Raw genomic sequence first — 19,094 nt, forward strand, 5'->3', positions numbered from 1 at the left:
AATAGCTTGTGTTGATAAAGAAAGTGTAGATAGAATTAATAGTGAAAATAATGATTTTTTCATTTTAAAGTCCATTTAAGTATTAATTGTAGTTACAAATTTGCTCATAATTAAGAGCAAGATAATAATATTTTTTTACGTGAAATTTGACAAGTTATATATAATTATGATTAGTATTATTTTGTTAAATGATTAGCGAAATATGTTTTTTGTGTTTGGTTGGTTAGATTTAAATTTTAACTTATAGGTAAAAGGTGAAAGGTTTATCTGTTGAAGGTTTTTTTTAAAAAAAAATAGAGGTTTTTTTTGTAATTATATTTATAAAAAATAGCACCTTGATTAAAGGTGCCATTAGATATATTTTGATTTTATCATTATTTCTTTATTAATAATTAAATCTATTTCTTTTTGTACTTGAACATGTGACTGTTGTGCATATTCTTCGCCTAGCGCAGTATCCTCGGTTAGAATAAACTGTACATTATTAATACCAATAAATGATAAAAATTGTGTTAGATATGAAATAATTAAATCAGAGGGTTGTCCTTTATGGATCCCACCACGACTCGTTAATACAATAACTTGCTTATCTTCAAGTAATCCGACTGACCCTGTTTCAGTATATTTAAATGTTTCGCCTGCACGCGCAATAAAATCGATATAGTGTTTTAATTGAGAAGGGATGGAGAAATTATACATAGGCGCCGTGATCACAATAATATCATGTGCTTTTAATTCATTAATTAATGTATCAGAGAGTGCTCTAGCGGCTTTTTGTTGTTCCGATAACATAGCCGTATCTTTGCCAAAAGCAAATAATGTGGCTTGATCTAAAACAGGAATGGGGTCTTTTGCCAGATCACGTAGGGTAATGAGATCATTTTGATGATGCTTTTGCCAATTTTCTATTAGATAGTCAGCCATTTTATTGCTGTGTGAGTAATTTTCTAAAATACTGGATTTTAGTACAAGAAGCTTGTTCATTTTATTCTCTCGGTAAATATCTGTTATGTTTATATAGACAAAATTTTATCTTATCTGAAAAATTTCACACCATAATCGTTTGAATATGCTATTCAAATTTATTGATTATATATATTCATAGAATAAGAAAATTCATCAACCCTTTATGTGCAAATTGGCTGTTGTGATATCATGGCAACAATATTATTGGGTTAAATAAACCTCAAAAAGGATAACAAAAGGTGGCACTATCATCTGCGATGCTCTACAAAGAGATAGAGCAACTCTCGTTGCGGGATCAGCAACGATTGAGAAAACGCTTACGTGGCGTTGATAAAATAAGTAAAGAAACGTCGAAACAGGCGGTATTAAGCGAGATTGAGCAGGATATTATTGTCGCAAAACAGCGTATATTAAATCGACAAGCTCACTGTCCTAAAATTGTTTATCCAGAAAACTTGCCTGTTAGCCAGAAAAAGGAGGCTATCTACAATGCAATCAAAGATAACCAAGTGGTTATTATTGCAGGGGAAACGGGATCGGGTAAAACAACTCAGATCCCGAAAATTTGTCTCGAATTAGGGCGAGGCGTAAAAGGTTATATTGGGCATACGCAGCCTCGACGTTTAGCTGCACGCTCTGTCGCAGAGCGAATTGCCCATGAATTAAACACAACATTAGGTGAGTCTGTCGGTTATAAAGTTCGTTTTAGTGATCATGTTGGTGATAACACGCTGGTTAAGTTAATGACCGACGGGATTTTATTAGCTGAACTACAACAAGATAAGCTGTTATTACAATATGATACTATTATTATCGATGAAGCCCATGAGCGTAGCTTAAATATTGACTTTATTCTTGGTTATTTAAAGCAGCTTTTACCCAAACGCCCAGATCTAAAAGTGATTATTACTTCTGCCACTATCGATCCCGAGCGTTTTTCTAAGCATTTTAATCAAGCTCCTATTATTGAGGTATCTGGCCGAACTTATCCGGTTGAAGTGCGCTATCGTCCTATTGGTGGTGACGCTTTGGATAGTGATAAGGATATGACTGAGGGCATTATTGATGCAATTGACGAGTTAAGTCGAGAAAGTGCGGGTGATATTCTTATTTTTATGAGCGGTGAGCGTGAGATAAGGGATACCGCAGAGGCATTAAATAAATTACAACTGCGTCATACCGAAGTTTTACCCCTATTTGCTCGCCTTTCTAATAGTGAACAAAACCGGATATTTCAGCCTCATACCGGAAGACGCATCATATTAGCAACCAATGTTGCCGAAACTTCTCTTACGGTACCGGGTATTAAATATGTGATTGATACGGGTTATGCTCGTATTAGTCGATATAGTTATCGAACTAAAGTTCAGCGCTTACCCATAGAGCCTATCTCTCAAGCTTCTGCGGATCAGAGAAAAGGGCGTTGCGGTCGTGTTTCTGATGGTATTTGTATTCGTCTTTACTCTGAAGATGATTTTATTTCCCGTGCGCAATTTACCGATCCTGAAATACTAAGAACCAATCTTGCTTCGGTTATTTTACAAATGACCTCGATAGGATTAGGGGATATTAGCGGATTTCCTTTTGTACAAGCGCCCGATAAACGCAATATACAAGATGGTGTACGCTTATTAGAAGAGCTGGGTGCCTTACAAGAGGGTACTGATAATAAAGGTGCTTATCGTTTGACGCCGATGGGGAAACAATTAGCTCAGCTTCCTATCGATCCAAGATTAGCGAGAATGGTTCTTGAAGCGCGCAAATATGGTGCAGTTAGAGAATTAATGGTGATCACATCGGCGCTTTCTATTCAAGATCCTCGTGAAAGACCGATGGACAAGCAACAAGCATCAGATGAAAAACATCGTCGTTTCCAAGATAAAGATTCAGATTTTCTTTCATTACTCAATTTATGGGACTATTTAAAAACTCAGCAGAAAGAATTGAGTCATTCTCAGTTTCGAAAACACTGTCGCCAAGAGTTTTTAAACTTTATGCGAGTTAGGGAATGGCAAGATGTCTATACGCAACTACGTCAAGTTGTTAAAGAGCTAGGCTTTCCAATTAATAGTCAACCCGCCGCTTTTAAAAGTATTCATATGGCTTTATTAAGTGGGCTATTATCACATATCGGACAAAAAGATAGCGATAAGCAGGAATTTACTGGCGCGAGAAATGCGCGTTTTGCTATTTATCCCGGCTCTGGGTTGTTTAAAAAACCGCCCAAATGGACTATGGTGGCAGAATTAGTAGAAACATCACGGTTATGGGGGCGTATTGCTGCACGCATTGAAGCGGAGTGGATTGAACCTATCGCCACCCACCTAGTTAAACACCACTATAGTGAGCCTCATTGGTCAAAAGCACAGGGTGCGGTAATGGCTAATGAAAAAGTCACCTTATATGGTTTACCTATTGTGGCCTCGCGATTAGTAAATTATGGCAAAATTGATCCACTATTATGTCGAGAGCTATTTATCCGCCATGCGTTGGTAGAGGGCGATTGGCAAACTCGGCATGCTTTCTTCCGTGAAAATTTAAAATTACGTACCGAGGTTGAAGAGTTAGAGCATAAATCACGTCGTCGCGATATTTTGGTAGATGATGAAACGCTGTTTACATTCTACGATCAACGAATACCACAAGATGTTATCTCTACCCGCCATTTTGATAAATGGTGGAAAATAGCGCAAAAGAATTCACCTGATTTGCTGAGCTTTGAAAAAAGCATGCTTATCAAAGAAGATGCTAAACGTGTTAGTGCATTAGATTATCCAAATTATTGGCATCAAGATAATTTAAAATTACGCTTAACTTATCAGTTTGAGCCAGGTACAGCAGCAGATGGTGTCACTGTTCATATTCCATTACCGATTTTAAATCAGGTTAAAGATGAAGGTTTTGATTGGCAAATTCCGGGTATTCGTCATGAATTAGTCGTTGCCTTAATAAAATCATTACCTAAACCTATACGTCGTAATTTTGTTCCTGCGCCTAACTACGCTTCAGCTTTTTTAGAACGAGTGGTTACCCCTGAAGGTGAATTACTCGATAAATTAGAAAAAGAGCTACGTAGAATGACTGGCGTTACGGTCGAACGTGACAGTTGGCAACTTGAGCAAGTGGCCGATCACTTAAAAATGACTTTTCGAGTTGTTGGTGACAACAATAAAACCCTTGCGGAAGGAAAAGATCTTAATCAGTTAAAAGCGCGTTTAAAGGGCAAAGTTCAAGAAACGTTATCAGCGGTGGCAGATGATGGTATTGAGCAGCAAGATTTACATATTTGGAGTTTTGGTGACTTGCCACAACGCTACGAACAAAAACGTGGTAGTTATTCAGTTAAAGCCTATCCTGCATTAGTGGATGAAAAGAATAGTGTTGGTATCAAGCTATTTGAAACAGAAACAGAGCAACAAGCGGCAATGTGGCAGGGGATAAGACGGTTATTATTGCTTAATATTCCTTCCCCCATTAAATACTTACATGAAAAATTGCCTAATAAAGCAAAATTAGGTCTTTATTTTAATCCTTATGGCAAGGTGCTAGATCTGATTGATGACTGTATTGCTTGTGGGGTTGATAAACTTATTGCTTCTTATGGGGGATTAATATGGCAAGAAGAGCAATATCAAAAACTCCAAGATTATGTCCGTGCTGAATTAAACGATGTTGTTGTCGAAATTGCTAAACAAGTTGAATCTATTTTAACTCAGGTATTTGCGATTAATAAACGCTTAAAAGGGCGGGTTGATATTAGTGTTGCTTTTGCATTGTCTGATATTAAAGCACAACTTAATCAATTAGTTTTCCCCGGATTTGTCACATCCCATGGCTGGAAACGACTTGCGGATATTCCTCGCTATCTCAGTGCCATTGAAAAACGTATGGAGAAATTAGCGATTGATCCTAACCGTGATAGAGCACAAATGAGCCGAGTTGAAAATGTCATTTTGCAGTGGCAACAGTGGTTAGCTAAATTAAGCGAGAAGCAAAAACAGCAAGAAGAGGTACAAAATATTCGTTGGATGATAGAGGAATTAAGAGTGAGTTTATTTGCTCAACAGATAGGAACGCCTTATCCCATCTCTGATAAACGCATCTTACAAGCCATTGAGTCTATCTCATTAAGCTAATGCTGATAAATAAACCCACAGTGGTGAGTTATAGCCATTGTGGGTTTATATACTACTCTTATTGATAATGTACTGAAATGGTAAATTGATCATTAATATTGTCAGCTAAAACCACTTTATTACTATCTAAGATAAAAGATGTTTTTGCGCTATTTTTTATTGAAATAGCAGTGTTCTTTTTAATATTCAATATACTATTAGCGTTTTTTATTATTGATGGACAGTTTGATATCTTCAATATAACTTCTTGGTTTTCTTTTGATTTATTATCATCCATTATGTATTCACAGCTAGTTTCATAGATATAATAAGCATTTACAGAAAACACAGGTAGTAATATTGATAACATGATAATAGGAGTTAAATGTTTTTTCATAGGGGACATAAATTATTTATATTCTAAGTTTACATTAATCTGAGATGTTACCTTACCGGGCAATATATTTTCACTCATCTTCACATATCCTACTGAGAAAGGAAAAGTATATTCAGTCGAAGGTGTTCTATGAACGCTATTATAAATAGCATTACCTAAATAATAATTTGTATCTTTATATTTAATGGATAAACCGACCCCAGAAGGGGTGCCATTATTAAGAAGTGTTAATAAATTAGTTTTTTCACTTTTATAAATAGCAGGTGCATCAAGCTTTAATGAAACTAATGTATCTTGGTTACAAATAACACCAATAGAAAAATGTGTTTCATTAGCGGGTATTGAATCACTTAAACTGTTTTTTTCTACAGGCGCTAATTCAATATTAGGTTGGTCAATATTAAGCTCACAAACTTTATTCTGAGGCTTCTCAATAATCAAATGATTATAAGTAAATTTTTTATTATCTAATGTATAAACAAGAAAATCATCCATAACAAATATATCGTTCAGAGGTGCTAGAACGATTTCACCTATTTTTATTAATTGAATATATAGGCTTGGCCAACTATCAGTACAATATATATTTTCATATCCTTCTTTTCTAGTTTGAGCATTACAGACATTTGCATATTTAGGTGTTACATTAAATTCATCGCCTACTAAGTTAAAAGGTGTTTTATTCGCTGATATCTTAAAGCCAACTCCTGGAATATTTGTTTTAAAAATATCATCTTTATAATGCCTTGCATTAATAATTAATTTTAGATCAACTTTATCTTTACAATGAAGAATTGACGTAGATAGAGAGGCATCAGTAAAACTCATTTCTGCGATAGGTTGACCAATATCGACACCTAAATCAATATCACTAGCTTTAAATCTAATAGTATGTACTGGAATAAACCCATTGTCTGTTATATCGTCATAAACGCAATTGTTACTAAAGCTTTTATATGGTTCATCAGAATAACAATGGAATGAGAGTAAATAAATTAAAATAATAATGTATTTCATTTTTATATATTATTCCTCTTTAATGCAATTTACAGTTTTAAAATAAATTCTATTTTGTTTTTCATTACCATTTAATTGATAGTTAAATGAGCACTGTTGTTTGTTGGAACTTCCCCATTTTACAAAAATCTTTCCTGAAATAGGTAAATTAGAAATATATAATTTATTATCTTCATTTACATAGGATATATCGGATAGGGTGCCATCAGAATTTTTCACATAGGCTGTTGCACCAAAAGGAATGTTTTGGTGAAATGTAAATAAAGCGCTTTCTCCTTTAGTTACCTTAATATTTTTTGCAATAATAGCTCCTTTAGTAGGAATTAAATGATAGCTATAATTATCAATATTATAATTATAATCTAATGATTTTGCATCAATGTGGAACTTATTGTTATGATAACTAGTTAAATTAGGAATGATTAAATAACCTCTTCGATCTGATTCTATTGTTGGTTTTCCTATTATTTTTACTTTCTTAGCACCTGCAAAATTAAGGATAGCAAAACTATCATTTAGATCTTGGGCTAACGTTATTCCTCCATTATGAAACACAATGCCGCCATTGAGTCCATAGCCTAAAGAATAACTATCTTTATTAAATCTAGAGTTTATATTTAGTTTGGCTATCCTACTTAAATAATTAATTTTCATTGACGAATCTAAATGTTCTTTATTATTTTTAGAAAAATTAAGATTGTAATTTAACCGATTATTTTCTAATGTATTTCCACTAAATGAAATGTTCTCATGAAAATATTTTTCTCTATTATCATAATTGATCCTTGCTGTTGCCCAATGAGAGAGATCTTGACCAATAGGATAATTTAAAAAAATTGATAATTGATTATTATTGCTATACTGATCTTTGCTATTCTCTAGCTCTAATGAATAGGAAAGTTTTTTATAATTTGAACTGGTATTAATAAAAAGTCGTTGGCTTTTTTCTTTTGAGTGATAATAGGTTGCAATATTATATCCCAACGTTAAAGCAATATTATTATTTAATGATTGTGAAAAGTGAAATCCTAAATCATATTTCTTATATTCTTTATTTACAGCATAATTCTCTTTAAATCTAAAGTAGAATGATGAGTTTAATGAAATAGTTGTATTTTCCATAGAAAATACTTTTTGGTAATTAATCTTATTGGACTGATATTGTTGATAATATTTCTCTCTTATCCAAGCGTTTTCTAATGAGACTATACCCAGGATATTTAATCCTAGGGTATTTCCAATAAGTGCTTTAATATCATCTCCTTTTTTTTCAGCTCCTATCATTGTCGTTAAATAATTGCTCACTCCATAGCTTAAATTCAATTGAGTTAATAGTTCTTTTTTCTTATTAGAAGGAAATTGTCTTTTTTGAGGATTGTTTACTAAACCCATAGTATAGTAATAATTCCATTGGTTCTTTCTTAATAAATACTGTGAAGAATAATTCCAGATTTTCTTCTTTCTTACTTCGCCATTTTCTTCTTTTATAATTAACACGAGTTCACCATTTGCACCTAAAGAGGGAAGATTATTAAGAGTAAATGGCCCAGGTGGTACAGATGTGCTATATAGTGTTTCTCCATTTTGCTCAATGCTAACTTCTGCATAGGTATAGGCGGTTTCACTTATAATGGGTGCATAACCTACTAGGGAGCCATCTTTTATTGTATTATCACTATTGATTTGCATACCTAGTATTTTATAAGTGTTTAAGTTAGGAGCATAAGCATAAAAATCACCTAAAGTTAAAATGGAATTAATATTTCTAAGTGTCCTATATACATATTGCTGGTTTATAGAAAAAGAATTATTATTATTATAGTTTAGATCTTGACGATAACGCCATGCAAATAAATTAATTCCATTATATAGCTGTAGGTTATGTATATGTTGTCCATTTAAGCTATTTTGTTTATAATAATGGCCTTGATAGTTGTATTTAATGAAAGCAGCATTATCACCATCATCCAATTTTTCTTTGGAATATGAGGCGGTTTTTTCTATCGCAATTAAAGGTACTTTAAAGTAAATCGACTGTTTGTTAATTTCTAATTTTATATTAAATAATTTTTTTAATAAATCATAGTCAACGATATCGTTGTCTAACTTATTCTTTAAAGGCTCGTAATAATTGGTGTTTATTCCCCATTGTTTTAAATCAAATAGAGTTATTATTGGGGTTAAGTTATTATTTTTGTTTTTAAATGATATCTCAGTATTTTGTTTTTTATTGTTATTTATATAAATTGTTATGTTATAGGTTCCTTCGATGAAATTTTCATTAAGCAAGAGTGAAAAATCAATATTCCCATTGTGGTTTTCAATTGCTTGTAAGTAAAGTGCATTTGCATGTACATAGGGCGTAAATAATAAGAGTAAAGAAATAGGAGATAACTTTATCATAATTAATACTATTCGCTATTTTTTATGTTGATATTAACTTCATTACCAAAATCATTTATATAGCTCCAGCCTACTTTAGCTGTACCAAAATGATTTTTTCCTATATTAATTTCACTAAAAGGGGATAGCATGACTGCGATCTCTTTTTTTTCCCCATTAGAAAAAATATTTATAATAGTGAAGTAATATTCAGAGTTGTTTTTTATTATCATTTCTTTTTTATTATTTATAGAAAAAATAATTTTTTTTGTCGCTTCTTCAACTGTTTCAGTTAAGCCATGTGGTCGGTAAAATAATTTAAATACTGATTTAATTGATATGTGAATACTATTATGTTTTGATTCAGCGATAGGGATCGCTTTGCTATTTATATAAAATAGACTTTCACGATCTGTCTGAGCTATTGATGTGATTTTGGCAATTCGCAAAATTGCAGATTGTTCTTTATTTAATTTAAATAAAGGTGGGGTAATCATAAAAGGTGTGTTTTTATTATTTTCATCCTTTGTGATCCAGCTTTGTATTAAATAATCAGTAACTGATTTATTATTTTTTACATTAATAATAATATCATTATCGTCTTCATTATAGATAAACCGTGTTCCACTATATATTACATTTGCTTGTGTAAAAAAAGTAGAACACAGAATTATGATAAATAAAATATAAACATTATACTTCATAATAAAATAATCCTGTGTTTTTTTAATTAAGAGTATTTAACGGTAAAACTTATTGATGTATTAACAGTTCCTGATGTTGGATTTGGAAGATAACTTGCGTAATTAGCATGGAATTTATAAGTTGCTTTTTTATTTTCAATTCTCTTAGTTATTGCTTGGTTACCATTTAAATGAATAATATTTTTATCACCTTCATCACTACGAATGAAAATTCCTACTCCTTTAGCACCATTATTTGTGGTGTTTTTATTTTTCAGAATTTTATTTTCACTCGCTAAATCAGTGCCGTTAAATGTTAATGCTGCATTATTATTGCCACAATCTAATAGTTTAATTTCAAAATTACTACCTGTACTGCTTTTGGCATTGGCCCAATCTTTATCTGAGACTATTTCCGATTTATTAATAGCTGGCAAAATGATAGGAGAAATAGGGCTTTCTATATTGCAGGATGTTGATGTTACTGTTCCACTAAAATTAATAATATTGCTATTTTTCTTTTCTGTTGTTTTGCTATTATCTGCTAATACATTCATGCTAGAAGAGATAACTAATAATGCAGATAGTAATCTGATATGATTTTTTATTTTCATTGTTTTTCCTTTAATAAATTATTTGATAATGCAATAGGTTTATCCTATTTGTTGCGACGAAGTGGATAATATAGTTTTCTAACAAAAAGTAAATAAAGTGAATTCATCTGCTTTTTGTTAGAAAACTAGTTTATTTATCTGTGTATTATATTTTTTTGTGGTCGTGTTAACTAAAAACAATATATTTTATTGTGTTATTCACTGGATTTTTAAAAAACATCATATAAAAAATGAATTTTATATAAAAATTATATGGGTGAATTGTAGTCAATTAGGGGGATAATTAGTTACAACATCCAATTTATTTCTCTAATATAATACACCTAACCATCATCAGTCATATTTACTTGCTAAGTAACCAAAACATGGCGTTACTCAATTTCTAATTAAAAAACTTAAGGAAATGAACAGGAGTGGCTTGGATAGAAAAAGGGGGGTGAAGAGGAAGAAATGCCCCCTTGCTTCTTTCTCAAGGGGGAATAATAGATCTTAATTAAATACTAAATAGCCACAAGCAGGAATTGCACCAATTAATACCATCATCAGTAGTATTTTTTCACTAGTATTTAATGATTGCTTATCTTTATATTGTTTTCGTGAATATAAAAATATTAATACACCGGGTGCATAGAGAACGACGGAAAGTAATAAATTAATTACACCTGATGCATAAAGTAACCATAAACCATAGAGGCTTGCAGGTATCGCTATCAGTAATAATCCTCGGCTACTGCGTTCTATGGCAACTTTAACTAAGAAAGCACCAACCAGGAAATAAGGAACAAGGATCATTTCTGATGCGATGGTCAGTAGGGTATTGTAATTACTACCAGTAAGCCAAATTAATACTAGTGATAATTGAACAGCTAAATTAGTAAACCACAAGGAAGAGGAAGGTGCATCATTGTGATTTTGTTTACTCAGTTGTTTGGGAAAAGAGTGGTGTAATGCGGCAATATAAGGGACTTCAGCAGCCATAATTGTCCAGCTTAAATAAGCGCCACATACCGATAGAATAAGGCCGGCGGCAATAACTATCTCACCTATATTTCCAATTAGTTGAACCAGTAAAGGTGCCATAGATGGGTTTTTCATCATAGCAAGCTCTGGTTGGCTAACTAATCCTTGAGATAATAGGGTAACGAGAATATAAATAATTAGTGCGATCACAACTGCAAATATTGTCGCTAAACCAACATCTCTTCTATTTTTTGCTCTTGCGGATACGACAACGGCACCTTCAATACCAATAAATACCCATAAAGTAATTAACATGGTATTTTTTACTTGTTCCCAAACGGGCACGCCCATTTTTATCCCTTCGAAATCAAGGGTAAAAATATCCATATTAAAGGCAAGTAGGGCAACAATAATAAATAACCCCAATGGAATTAATTTTGCCATCGTGGCCATTAAATTGATACTAGCGGCTGTTTGTACACCTCGTAGAACTAAAAAGTGCACAACCCAAAGCAAGATTGATTCACCCAATAATGCCTGCCATGTATTACCATCACCAAAAATAATATTATTAGGGCTATCGGTGAAAAAACTCACAGCAGCGAAAACGATGACTAAATAAGAGACATTAGCAACTACCGCACAGACCCAATAGCCCCAAGCAGAACAAAAGCCAATAAATTCACCAAATCCTTCTTTTGCATAAGTAAAAATACCGCCATCAAGATCAGGTCTTAAGCGAGAAAGCAATAACAATGATAGAGCGAGAAAAAGGATGCCAACCCCTGTTATTATCCAACCGATAATCAGTGCCGCAGGGCTTGCAACCTCAGCCATATTCTGGGATAAACTGAATACACCTGCACCAACCATTGAGCTTAGCACTAACGCTGTTAGTGACATTAAACCAAGTTTTTTATTCAAAGATAAGTTCCTGCATGATTAAAATTGTGAATAAATAGCGTATTTTCTTGTTTTTGGTTTAATAATTAGCATAAATATGAATCTGTTAATTTAAGACAAAGATAAAACCACTAAAAAACAGCGAGATTTTACGGAGAGTTGACTTGGTTGTCTATGCATAAAATCATAAATTTTATGCATAAGGATAAGAAATTGAGTGAGGTTATTTGGACAAGTATAAAAAAACCTTGCATAGGGCAAGGTTTTTAAAAGAGAAAGTAACAACAGATTATTTAAATAAATCCGCTGTGATTGTTACTGTACCACCATTACTCTGCCATTCACGAGTAATATGGTAATATTTTGCACCTTTCTCTGCGGCACGTTTAGCAACTTGATAAGAAACTTCCGGGGAGTTCACAAAATAACCACTGAAAGTAATGGTATCAAAAGGTTCCATTAATGCAGCTGCTGCTTTATTAACCTCTTGAATTTCAGTGCCATCAGGTAAGGTGACAGTGTAACGTCCGCTTTTACCTGATGATTGTGTTTCAGCAAATACACCTACATTTCTATCAAAGTCACTATTTGACGCAAGTCCTGGTTTTTCAACTTTATTGGCTGCACTTCCACCTTCGGCAATAAGCGCTCGACCCGCATCAGAGTCATAAGGAACCACGGCTTCTGAAGACTGTATGGCTCTTTTAGGGGCATCTTTTTTATAGATATAAGCAGTAACTTCTTGGTTACCACCATCATTTACCGAGATATTACGGACAATAAAGAATGATGCTGCACCTTTTTTTGCAGCTTCTTTTCCGATTTCGTTATTAATATCAGGTGTTGTTGGATAGTAACCATGAATAGTAACGGTATCAAAAGGCTGTAGCAAAATAGCTTCAGGTTTTGGTAATTCTTTTACACCATGAAATACGCGGTATTCTTCTTCAGTCGCTTTTGGTGCATCTTTTCGATACAGATCGGCAGTCACACTCATGTTGCCACTATCACTGATATCATCTAGACCTTGAATGTAAAAACTATCAGCACCGATTTTATCAGCACGACGAGATACTGCGTCAGCTGCTTCATAAATCGCATTAAAACGACCGATGACTGTAATTCTTTCAAATGGTTTTAGCTCTGCCGCTTGTTCTGGAGACAGTTCCTGTGCAGCCTGCGCAACAGTAATATTAGTTAAAGATAACACCGCTGCTGCGATGACTGAGGTTTTCAGCTTCATACAAAATCCTTCCGCCTTGCGCAATTAATATTGGTCATGTGCTGAACATAGTGATCTATCACATAGAGTGCAATTATTACATGTAATAATAGCGTTTGTCGCATTATTTTATTTAGTGAATAGCCACTGGGTCAAATGACCAGTATATGTTACCAGATATTTACTTAAATATAGTGAATAATTCATTAATATGCCTTTTCGACTAAAATGATCGCATTAAGTTCAATTTTAGCTTTACACAGTTCTAGATTATTGGTTTTATTTTCAGTAGGTTATTAGTACCCCAATAAATGGCATGTGAATGATAATGCTTAACAATTTTTTTGCATATTAATGAAATTAGCCATGAAATTTTAACAGTTTTCGGATGGATAAGAAGGGAAAATTATGCGAATTGGTATACCCAAAGAGCGACTTTCTAACGAAACAAGAGTTGCAGCAACACCTGCTACAGTCACACAACTCTTGAAATTAGGATTTACAGTCGCGATAGAAAATGAAGCTGGCATTGCTTCTAGTTTCGATAATGACGCTTATCAACAAGCAGGGGCTGAGATCTTAGATTGTCAAAATATTTGGCAATCCGATATTATCTTAAAAGTTAATGCCCCCCTAGAAGATGAAATTGCTTTACTAAAAAAAGGCTCGACTTTAATTAGTTTTATCTGGCCCGCACAAAATGCACCATTGCTAGAAAAATTAGCTGAAAAAGAGATTAATGTAATGGCTATGGATAGTGTACCGCGTATCTCCCGTGCACAATCTTTAGATGCATTAAGTTCAATGGCGAATATTGCCGGCTATCGTGCCGTTGTTGAAGCTGCTCATGAATTTGGCCGTTTCTTTACTGGGCAAATTACTGCTGCAGGTAAAGTACCACCAGCCAAAGTAATGGTGATTGGTGCGGGTGTCGCTGGACTTGCCGCTATTGGGGCTGCAGGTAGTTTAGGCGCTGTTGTTCGTGCATTTGACACTCGACCTGAAGTCAAAGAGCAAGTGCAAAGTATGGGCGCTGAGTTCCTAGAGCTTGATTTTAAAGAAGAAGCGGGGAGTGGTGATGGCTATGCTAAAGTGATGTCAAAAGCATTTATTGATGCAGAAATGGCATTATTTGCAGAGCAAGCCAAAGATGTTGATATCATTATTACCACAGCATTAATTCCAGGAAAACCTGCACCACGTTTAATCACTAAAGAGATGGTTGATTCAATGAAACCCGGCAGTGTGGTGGTCGATTTGGCAGCCCAAAATGGTGGTAACTGTGAATATACCGTTCCTGGTGAGATTTTTACCACTGAACATGGTGTAAAAATTATTGGGTATACTGATTTAGCCGCCCGGTTACCGGCTCAATCATCTCAACTTTATGGTACTAACTTAGTTAACCTATTGAAATTACTCTGTAAAGAAAAAGATGGTAATATCAATATTGATTTTGACGATGTGGTTATTCGTGGTGTTACCGTTATTAAAGCAGGGGAAGTGACATGGCCGGCGCCTCCTATTCAAGTTTCAGCGCAACCTAAAGTAGCTCCTGCAGCAAAACCCCAAGAAAAACCCGTTGCGAAACCTATTTCCCCGTGGAAAAAATATGGTTTATTGGCTATTGCCTTTTTACTGTTCGCATGGTTGGCTAATGTTGCGCCAAAAGAGTTCTTATCACACTTTACTGTCTTCGCACTTTCTTGTGTTGTTGGTTATTACGTTGTTTGGAATGTCAGCCATTCATTGCACACCCCATTAATGTCGGTGACAAATGCCATTTCAGGTATCATTGTCGTTGGTGCATTACTACAAATTGGTAGTGGTGGTTGGGTAAGCTTTTTCTCATTTATCGCTATTTTAATTGCCAGTATTAATATTTTTGGTGGATTTACCGTCACTCAACGTATGTTGAAAATGTTCCGTAAAGGATAAGGGAGACAATTATGTCCAGCGGTGTTGTTACAGCGGCATATATTGTCGCCGCAATATTATTTATTTTTAGCCTTGCAGGGTTATCCAAACATGAAACCTCAAAACAGGGGAATTACTTTGGTATTGCAGGGATGGCTATCGCGTTATTTGCGACTATCTTTGGGCCTTATGCTGATAATGTAGGTTGGATCATTGTTGCTATGGTTATTGGTGCCGTTATTGGTATCCGTTTAGCCAAAAAAGTTGAAATGACGCAAATGCCAGAGTTGGTGGCTATTTTACATAGTTTTGTGGGTTTAGCCGCGGTTCTGGTTGGTTTTAATAGTTATCTAGATCATAATCCTGCCATTGATCCTGTAATGGCCAACATTCATCTCACAGAAGTCTTTTTAGGTATCTTTATCGGTGCGGTTACTTTTACCGGCTCTATTGTCGCTTATGGCAAACTAAGTGGCAAAATGTCATCCAAACCTATGATGTTGCCTAATCGCCATAAACTTAATTTAGCGGCTTTAGTTATTTCATTTTTATTAATGATCTGGTTTGTTAAAACTGACAGTGTTGGTTTACAAGTCTTTTTAATGATTGTGATGACAGTCATTGCATTAGCATTTGGTTGGCATTTAGTTGCCTCCATTGGTGGTGCGGATATGCCTGTTGTTGTGTCAATGTTGAACTCTTATTCGGGTTGGGCCGCCGCCGCTGCTGGTTTTATGTTAAGCAACGATTTGTTAATTGTGACAGGGGCATTAGTGGGTTCATCGGGCGCTATTCTTTCTTATATCATGTGTAAAGCAATGAACCGCTCATTTATTAGCGTTATTGCCGGTGGTTTTGGTACTGATGGTAGCAGCTCCAGTGATGAAGGAGAGATGGGGGAATATCGTGAAACAACCGCAGAAGAAGTTGCTGAACTATTAAAAAACTCAACTTCAGTGATTATTACGCCGGGTTATGGCTTAGCTGTGGCACAAGCACAATACCCAGTACATGATATAACAGAAAAGCTTCGCCAGCGTGGTATAAAAGTACGCTTTGGTATTCACCCAGTTGCGGGTCGTCTGCCGGGACATATGAATGTATTGTTAGCAGAAGCGAAAGTACCTTACGATATTGTCTTAGAAATGGATGAAATCAATGATGATTTTGCTGATACAGATACCGTTTTAGTTATTGGTGCAAATGATACTGTTAACCCAGCCGCACAAGACGATCCTAATAGTCCAATAGCAGGTATGCCGGTATTAGAGGTATGGAAAGCTCAAAACGTGATCGTGTTTAAACGCTCTATGAATACCGGTTATGCAGGAGTACAAAATCCATTATTCTTTAAAGAAAATACCCAAATGTTATTTGGTGATGCTAAAGCCAGTGTCGATGCAATTTTAAAAGCCTTGTGATCTGTTTAGCTAATAATCTTTAATAAAAAACGCCCGACTATTTAAGCGATAGCGGGCGTTTTGCTATACAGTATTAAAAGCGTTATTCGTTATCTGAATCGACAGTGATAGGACAGGTAAAGCCATCAGGTTTGATAGCGAGTAAATCACATTTTATATGGTCGATCAGCTGTTCTGCTGTATTGCCTAAGAAAGCGGCAGAAAGTCCGGTTCTCCCTAAAATACCTAATACGACAATACCCGCGTTTAGCTCTTCGCATACTTGAGGGATAACTTGCTCAGGTAATCCTTCTTTGACATGTGTTTTTTCCTCAGGGATAGAGAATTTCTGGCGAAGCTCTTTCATCGCTATAAGGTGTTGTCCACGCAAAGCATTGTTATAAAGGTTAGGATCAAAGTCAGGTAACTCAATTGCAATATTAATGGGTGCAACAGGGTAGGCACTGAGTAAATGAACGTCTGGATCTTTTTGTATACGGTGAGATAAATCGTTAGTTAATTCAATTAATTTTAAATTTAATGCATCATGATATGACTCTTCATTGGACAGATTAGCGGCGACAACAATAGTGCCGTATTCTGGCCACTCTTTATCTTTTACCATCCATACAGGAGCAGGGCATTTTCTTAACAATTGCCAATCTAGGGGAGTAAAAATTAAGGAGCCTAACTTATCATGTTGATGAGCCATTTTAATCAGTAAGTCATGCTTATCGGTGATCACTTCTTCAATAATGGCTTCATACGGTCGGTTATGCCAAATCACTTTTATGTCGATTTGAATGCCGGCTTCAAGATAATAGCGAGCTTGCTGTTTTATCCAAGCGGTTTTTTGATTAATCACGCCTTTGCGCATCGCATTACGTTCATCGGGAGATAAAAGGGTGGTCATGTCATATGAGAGATCATAAACAGGTAGAAAAGCTTTTATCCGCCCACCATTACGCTGAACGATATAAACAGCACGACGTAGTGCTGGTTGGTCATCTTGGTTAGGATCAATGACAACGAGAAGGTTTTGATATTTTTCCATTGCTATATCCTCTTTAGGGCTGGATTTATCCATCTACATTTTTAAAGATAACCCAAGAAGCTAAAATGCAATAGCACAAAATAGAAAACGGGACACAAATTTGTGTGCCCCGTTATAAAAATAGGTGATGTAATGTAAAAGATTAAGCTTCTGTTGAGGAAGGCAGTTTGCCTGCGAGTTCACTTAACATTTCACTATCTTCAATAGTGATGTATTTACCTTTTACACTTAACATACCACTTTTCTGGAAACGACCTAATAGTCGGCTAATGGTTTCTACTGTCAGGCCTAAGTAATTACCAATATCACCACGAGTCATGGTTAAACGGAACTCACGAGGTGAAAAACCGCGCTGGGCAAAGCGACGAGAAAGGTTATAAATAAAGGCGGCTAAACGTTCTTCTGCATTTTTCTTTGATAGCAGTAAGATCATCTCTTGGTCACCTTTGATTTCGCCACTCATTAGACGCATCATTTGTTGACGTAAATTAGGCATTTTGCCTGATAAATCATCTAGTGTTTCAAATGGTATTTCACAAACCATTGATGTTTCAAGAGCTTGTGCAAAGCTTGGGTGTTCAGTGTTGATAATGGCATCAAATCCAACCAAGTCACCAGCGAGATGAAAACCTGTGATCTGTTCGTCGCCTTCTTCAGTGATTGTATAACTTTTAATAGTTCCTGAACGAATGGCATAAAGTGACTTCAGCTCATCACCGGCTTTAAACAAGGTTTGACCTTTCTGGATAGGTTTTTTACGCTCGATAATATTATCCAGTTGATCAAGCTCATGCTCGTTTAAAGTAAACGGGATGCAGAGCTGGCTAATACTGCAATCTTGACAATGGATTGCACAACCGCCAGATTGGATTCGGCGAACGACGCGTTTTTCTGGGATCATAAGCTTGCTCATTACAAATAAAAATATTGATATGTGTCAATTTTAACACACATTGCTGTAATTGGTAAGGGGAATAATGGTACGCATAGAAATAATTCTGAATGTAAAAAACGATATAGATTGATTAAGCCCGTGTTTTGTTTGGTGACTTATTTAGAATAATTTGCGCTAACCCTATACACGATTGGTATATTATTCGATTTTTTAAGGAAGTCATAGGGTATTTGCTAAATTATCTTTGGTAAAACTAAAAATTAGGAGGGAACTCAAGAAATTTTATTCAAGGATTAACATCTTATTCACTTTATTTTCTTAACTTTTCGTTTTCCTAACAGAAATTGATCATTTATTAACACTCTCTAACTAAAATTAGCTAAATGTATTTTTGATACAACTTAATGCTAACTTGAATTAGCTTTTCCTTATAAAATGGCAGATCCCATACAAAGGCGAACGGAGTTTTGAAACATTCGCTTACCTATTAAGTGGTATTGATATGTATCAATAAGGGGTATCCACTATCTTTTATCATTTTCATTAATAAAAATAGTTATGTGAGAATG

13 protein-coding genes are annotated in these 19,094 nt (G+C 34.8%); 3 read left to right on the forward strand and 10 right to left on the reverse strand.

All coding sequences use genetic code 11. The annotated features are described in order from the left end of the window. Positions 1 to 351 precede the first annotated feature (351 nt). Positions 352 to 984, reverse strand: coding sequence for an FMN-dependent NADH-azoreductase (locus GWI58_RS10225; RefSeq protein ID WP_161769151.1), 633 nt, complete (start codon positions 982 to 984; stop codon positions 352 to 354). Positions 985 to 1,205: 221 nt separating this feature from the next. Here GWI58_RS10225 and hrpA point away from each other — a divergent pair, with 221 nt between their 5' ends. Continuing rightward, positions 1,206 to 5,102, forward strand: a complete 3,897-nt coding sequence (hrpA, locus tag GWI58_RS10230; RefSeq protein WP_161769152.1) for an ATP-dependent RNA helicase HrpA — start codon at positions 1,206 to 1,208, stop codon at positions 5,100 to 5,102. 58 nt (positions 5,103 to 5,160) lie between these two features. Here hrpA and GWI58_RS10235 read toward each other — a convergent pair whose 3' ends face one another. The 7 genes from GWI58_RS10235 to ydgH all read right to left on the reverse strand — a co-directional run bounded on the left by GWI58_RS10235 (position 5,161) and on the right by ydgH (position 13,280). Continuing rightward, the gene (locus GWI58_RS10235; RefSeq protein ID WP_237611689.1) at positions 5,161 to 5,379 is read right to left on the reverse strand and encodes a hypothetical protein; all 219 of its coding nucleotides are present in this window, start codon (positions 5,377 to 5,379) and stop codon (positions 5,161 to 5,163) included. Between the two features lie 111 nt (positions 5,380 to 5,490). Continuing rightward, complete coding sequence (locus GWI58_RS10240; protein ID WP_110229246.1) at positions 5,491 to 6,495, reverse strand: fimbrial protein; 1,005 nt, start codon at positions 6,493 to 6,495, stop codon at positions 5,491 to 5,493. A 9-nt stretch (positions 6,496 to 6,504) separates the two neighbouring features. Beyond that, the gene (locus tag GWI58_RS10245; protein ID WP_161769153.1) at positions 6,505 to 8,898 is read right to left on the reverse strand and encodes a fimbria/pilus outer membrane usher protein; all 2,394 of its coding nucleotides are present in this window, start codon (positions 8,896 to 8,898) and stop codon (positions 6,505 to 6,507) included. A gap of 8 nt (positions 8,899 to 8,906) precedes the next feature. Then, complete coding sequence (locus GWI58_RS10250; RefSeq protein WP_094959158.1) at positions 8,907 to 9,581, reverse strand: fimbrial biogenesis chaperone; 675 nt, start codon at positions 9,579 to 9,581, stop codon at positions 8,907 to 8,909. A gap of 26 nt (positions 9,582 to 9,607) precedes the next feature. Beyond that, positions 9,608 to 10,174: a fimbrial protein gene (locus tag GWI58_RS10255; RefSeq protein ID WP_110229244.1), complete on the reverse strand. Its 567-nt coding sequence runs from the start codon at positions 10,172 to 10,174 to the stop codon at positions 9,608 to 9,610. A 489-nt stretch (positions 10,175 to 10,663) separates the two neighbouring features. Next, positions 10,664 to 12,058 (reverse strand): basic amino acid/polyamine antiporter, encoded by a 1,395-nt coding sequence (locus GWI58_RS10260; protein ID WP_161769154.1) that lies wholly within the window; start codon positions 12,056 to 12,058, stop codon positions 10,664 to 10,666. Positions 12,059 to 12,326: 268 nt separating this feature from the next. After that, positions 12,327 to 13,280, reverse strand: coding sequence for a DUF1471 family protein YdgH (gene ydgH / locus GWI58_RS10265; RefSeq protein ID WP_004242823.1), 954 nt, complete (start codon positions 13,278 to 13,280; stop codon positions 12,327 to 12,329). 387 nt (positions 13,281 to 13,667) lie between these two features. Between ydgH and pntA the strand changes: the two genes are divergently transcribed. Next, positions 13,668 to 15,197, forward strand: a complete 1,530-nt coding sequence (pntA, locus tag GWI58_RS10270; RefSeq protein WP_110229242.1) for a Re/Si-specific NAD(P)(+) transhydrogenase subunit alpha — start codon at positions 13,668 to 13,670, stop codon at positions 15,195 to 15,197. Between the two features lie 11 nt (positions 15,198 to 15,208). Beyond that, a complete protein-coding gene (gene pntB, locus GWI58_RS10275; RefSeq protein WP_004242825.1) occupies positions 15,209 to 16,597 on the forward strand; it encodes a Re/Si-specific NAD(P)(+) transhydrogenase subunit beta in 1,389 nt (462 codons plus the stop codon). An 82-nt stretch (positions 16,598 to 16,679) separates the two neighbouring features. Here the strand turns inward: pntB and uspE are convergent, their stop codons facing one another. Together uspE and GWI58_RS10285 are read right to left on the reverse strand one after the other, a co-directional pair. Further along, the gene (uspE, locus tag GWI58_RS10280) at positions 16,680 to 17,630 is read right to left on the reverse strand and encodes a universal stress protein UspE (protein ID WP_004248016.1); all 951 of its coding nucleotides are present in this window, start codon (positions 17,628 to 17,630) and stop codon (positions 16,680 to 16,682) included. Positions 17,631 to 17,772: 142 nt separating this feature from the next. Then, positions 17,773 to 18,531: an FNR family transcription factor gene (locus GWI58_RS10285; RefSeq protein ID WP_004248018.1), complete on the reverse strand. Its 759-nt coding sequence runs from the start codon at positions 18,529 to 18,531 to the stop codon at positions 17,773 to 17,775. Positions 18,532 to 19,094: the final 563 nt, after the last annotated feature.

This window comes from Proteus sp. G2674, from assembly GCF_009915195.1.
Classification (GTDB): Bacteria; Pseudomonadota; Gammaproteobacteria; order Enterobacterales; family Enterobacteriaceae; genus Proteus; species Proteus mirabilis.

Bases quoted from the DNA above. Each gene is read 5' to 3' on its own strand.
- GWI58_RS10225 (WP_161769151.1), bottom strand. From the start codon at position 984: ATGAACAAGCTTCTTGTACTAAAATCCAGTATTTTAGAAAATTACTCA.
- GWI58_RS10235 (WP_237611689.1), bottom strand. From the start codon at position 5,379: ATGGATGATAATAAATCAAAAGAAAACCAAGAAGTTATATTGAAGATA.
- GWI58_RS10240 (WP_110229246.1), bottom strand. From the start codon at position 6,495: ATGAAATACATTATTATTTTAATTTATTTACTCTCATTCCATTGTTAT.
- GWI58_RS10245 (WP_161769153.1), bottom strand. From the start codon at position 8,898: ATGATAAAGTTATCTCCTATTTCTTTACTCTTATTATTTACGCCCTAT.
- GWI58_RS10250 (WP_094959158.1), bottom strand. From the start codon at position 9,581: ATGAAGTATAATGTTTATATTTTATTTATCATAATTCTGTGTTCTACT.
- GWI58_RS10255 (WP_110229244.1), bottom strand. From the start codon at position 10,174: ATGAAAATAAAAAATCATATCAGATTACTATCTGCATTATTAGTTATC.
- ydgH (WP_004242823.1), bottom strand. From the start codon at position 13,280: ATGAAGCTGAAAACCTCAGTCATCGCAGCAGCGGTGTTATCTTTAACT.
- pntA (WP_110229242.1), top strand. From the start codon at position 13,668: ATGCGAATTGGTATACCCAAAGAGCGACTTTCTAACGAAACAAGAGTT.
- pntB (WP_004242825.1), top strand. From the start codon at position 15,209: ATGTCCAGCGGTGTTGTTACAGCGGCATATATTGTCGCCGCAATATTA.
- uspE (WP_004248016.1), bottom strand. From the start codon at position 17,630: ATGGAAAAATATCAAAACCTTCTCGTTGTCATTGATCCTAACCAAGAT.
- GWI58_RS10285 (WP_004248018.1), bottom strand. From the start codon at position 18,531: ATGATCCCAGAAAAACGCGTCGTTCGCCGAATCCAATCTGGCGGTTGT.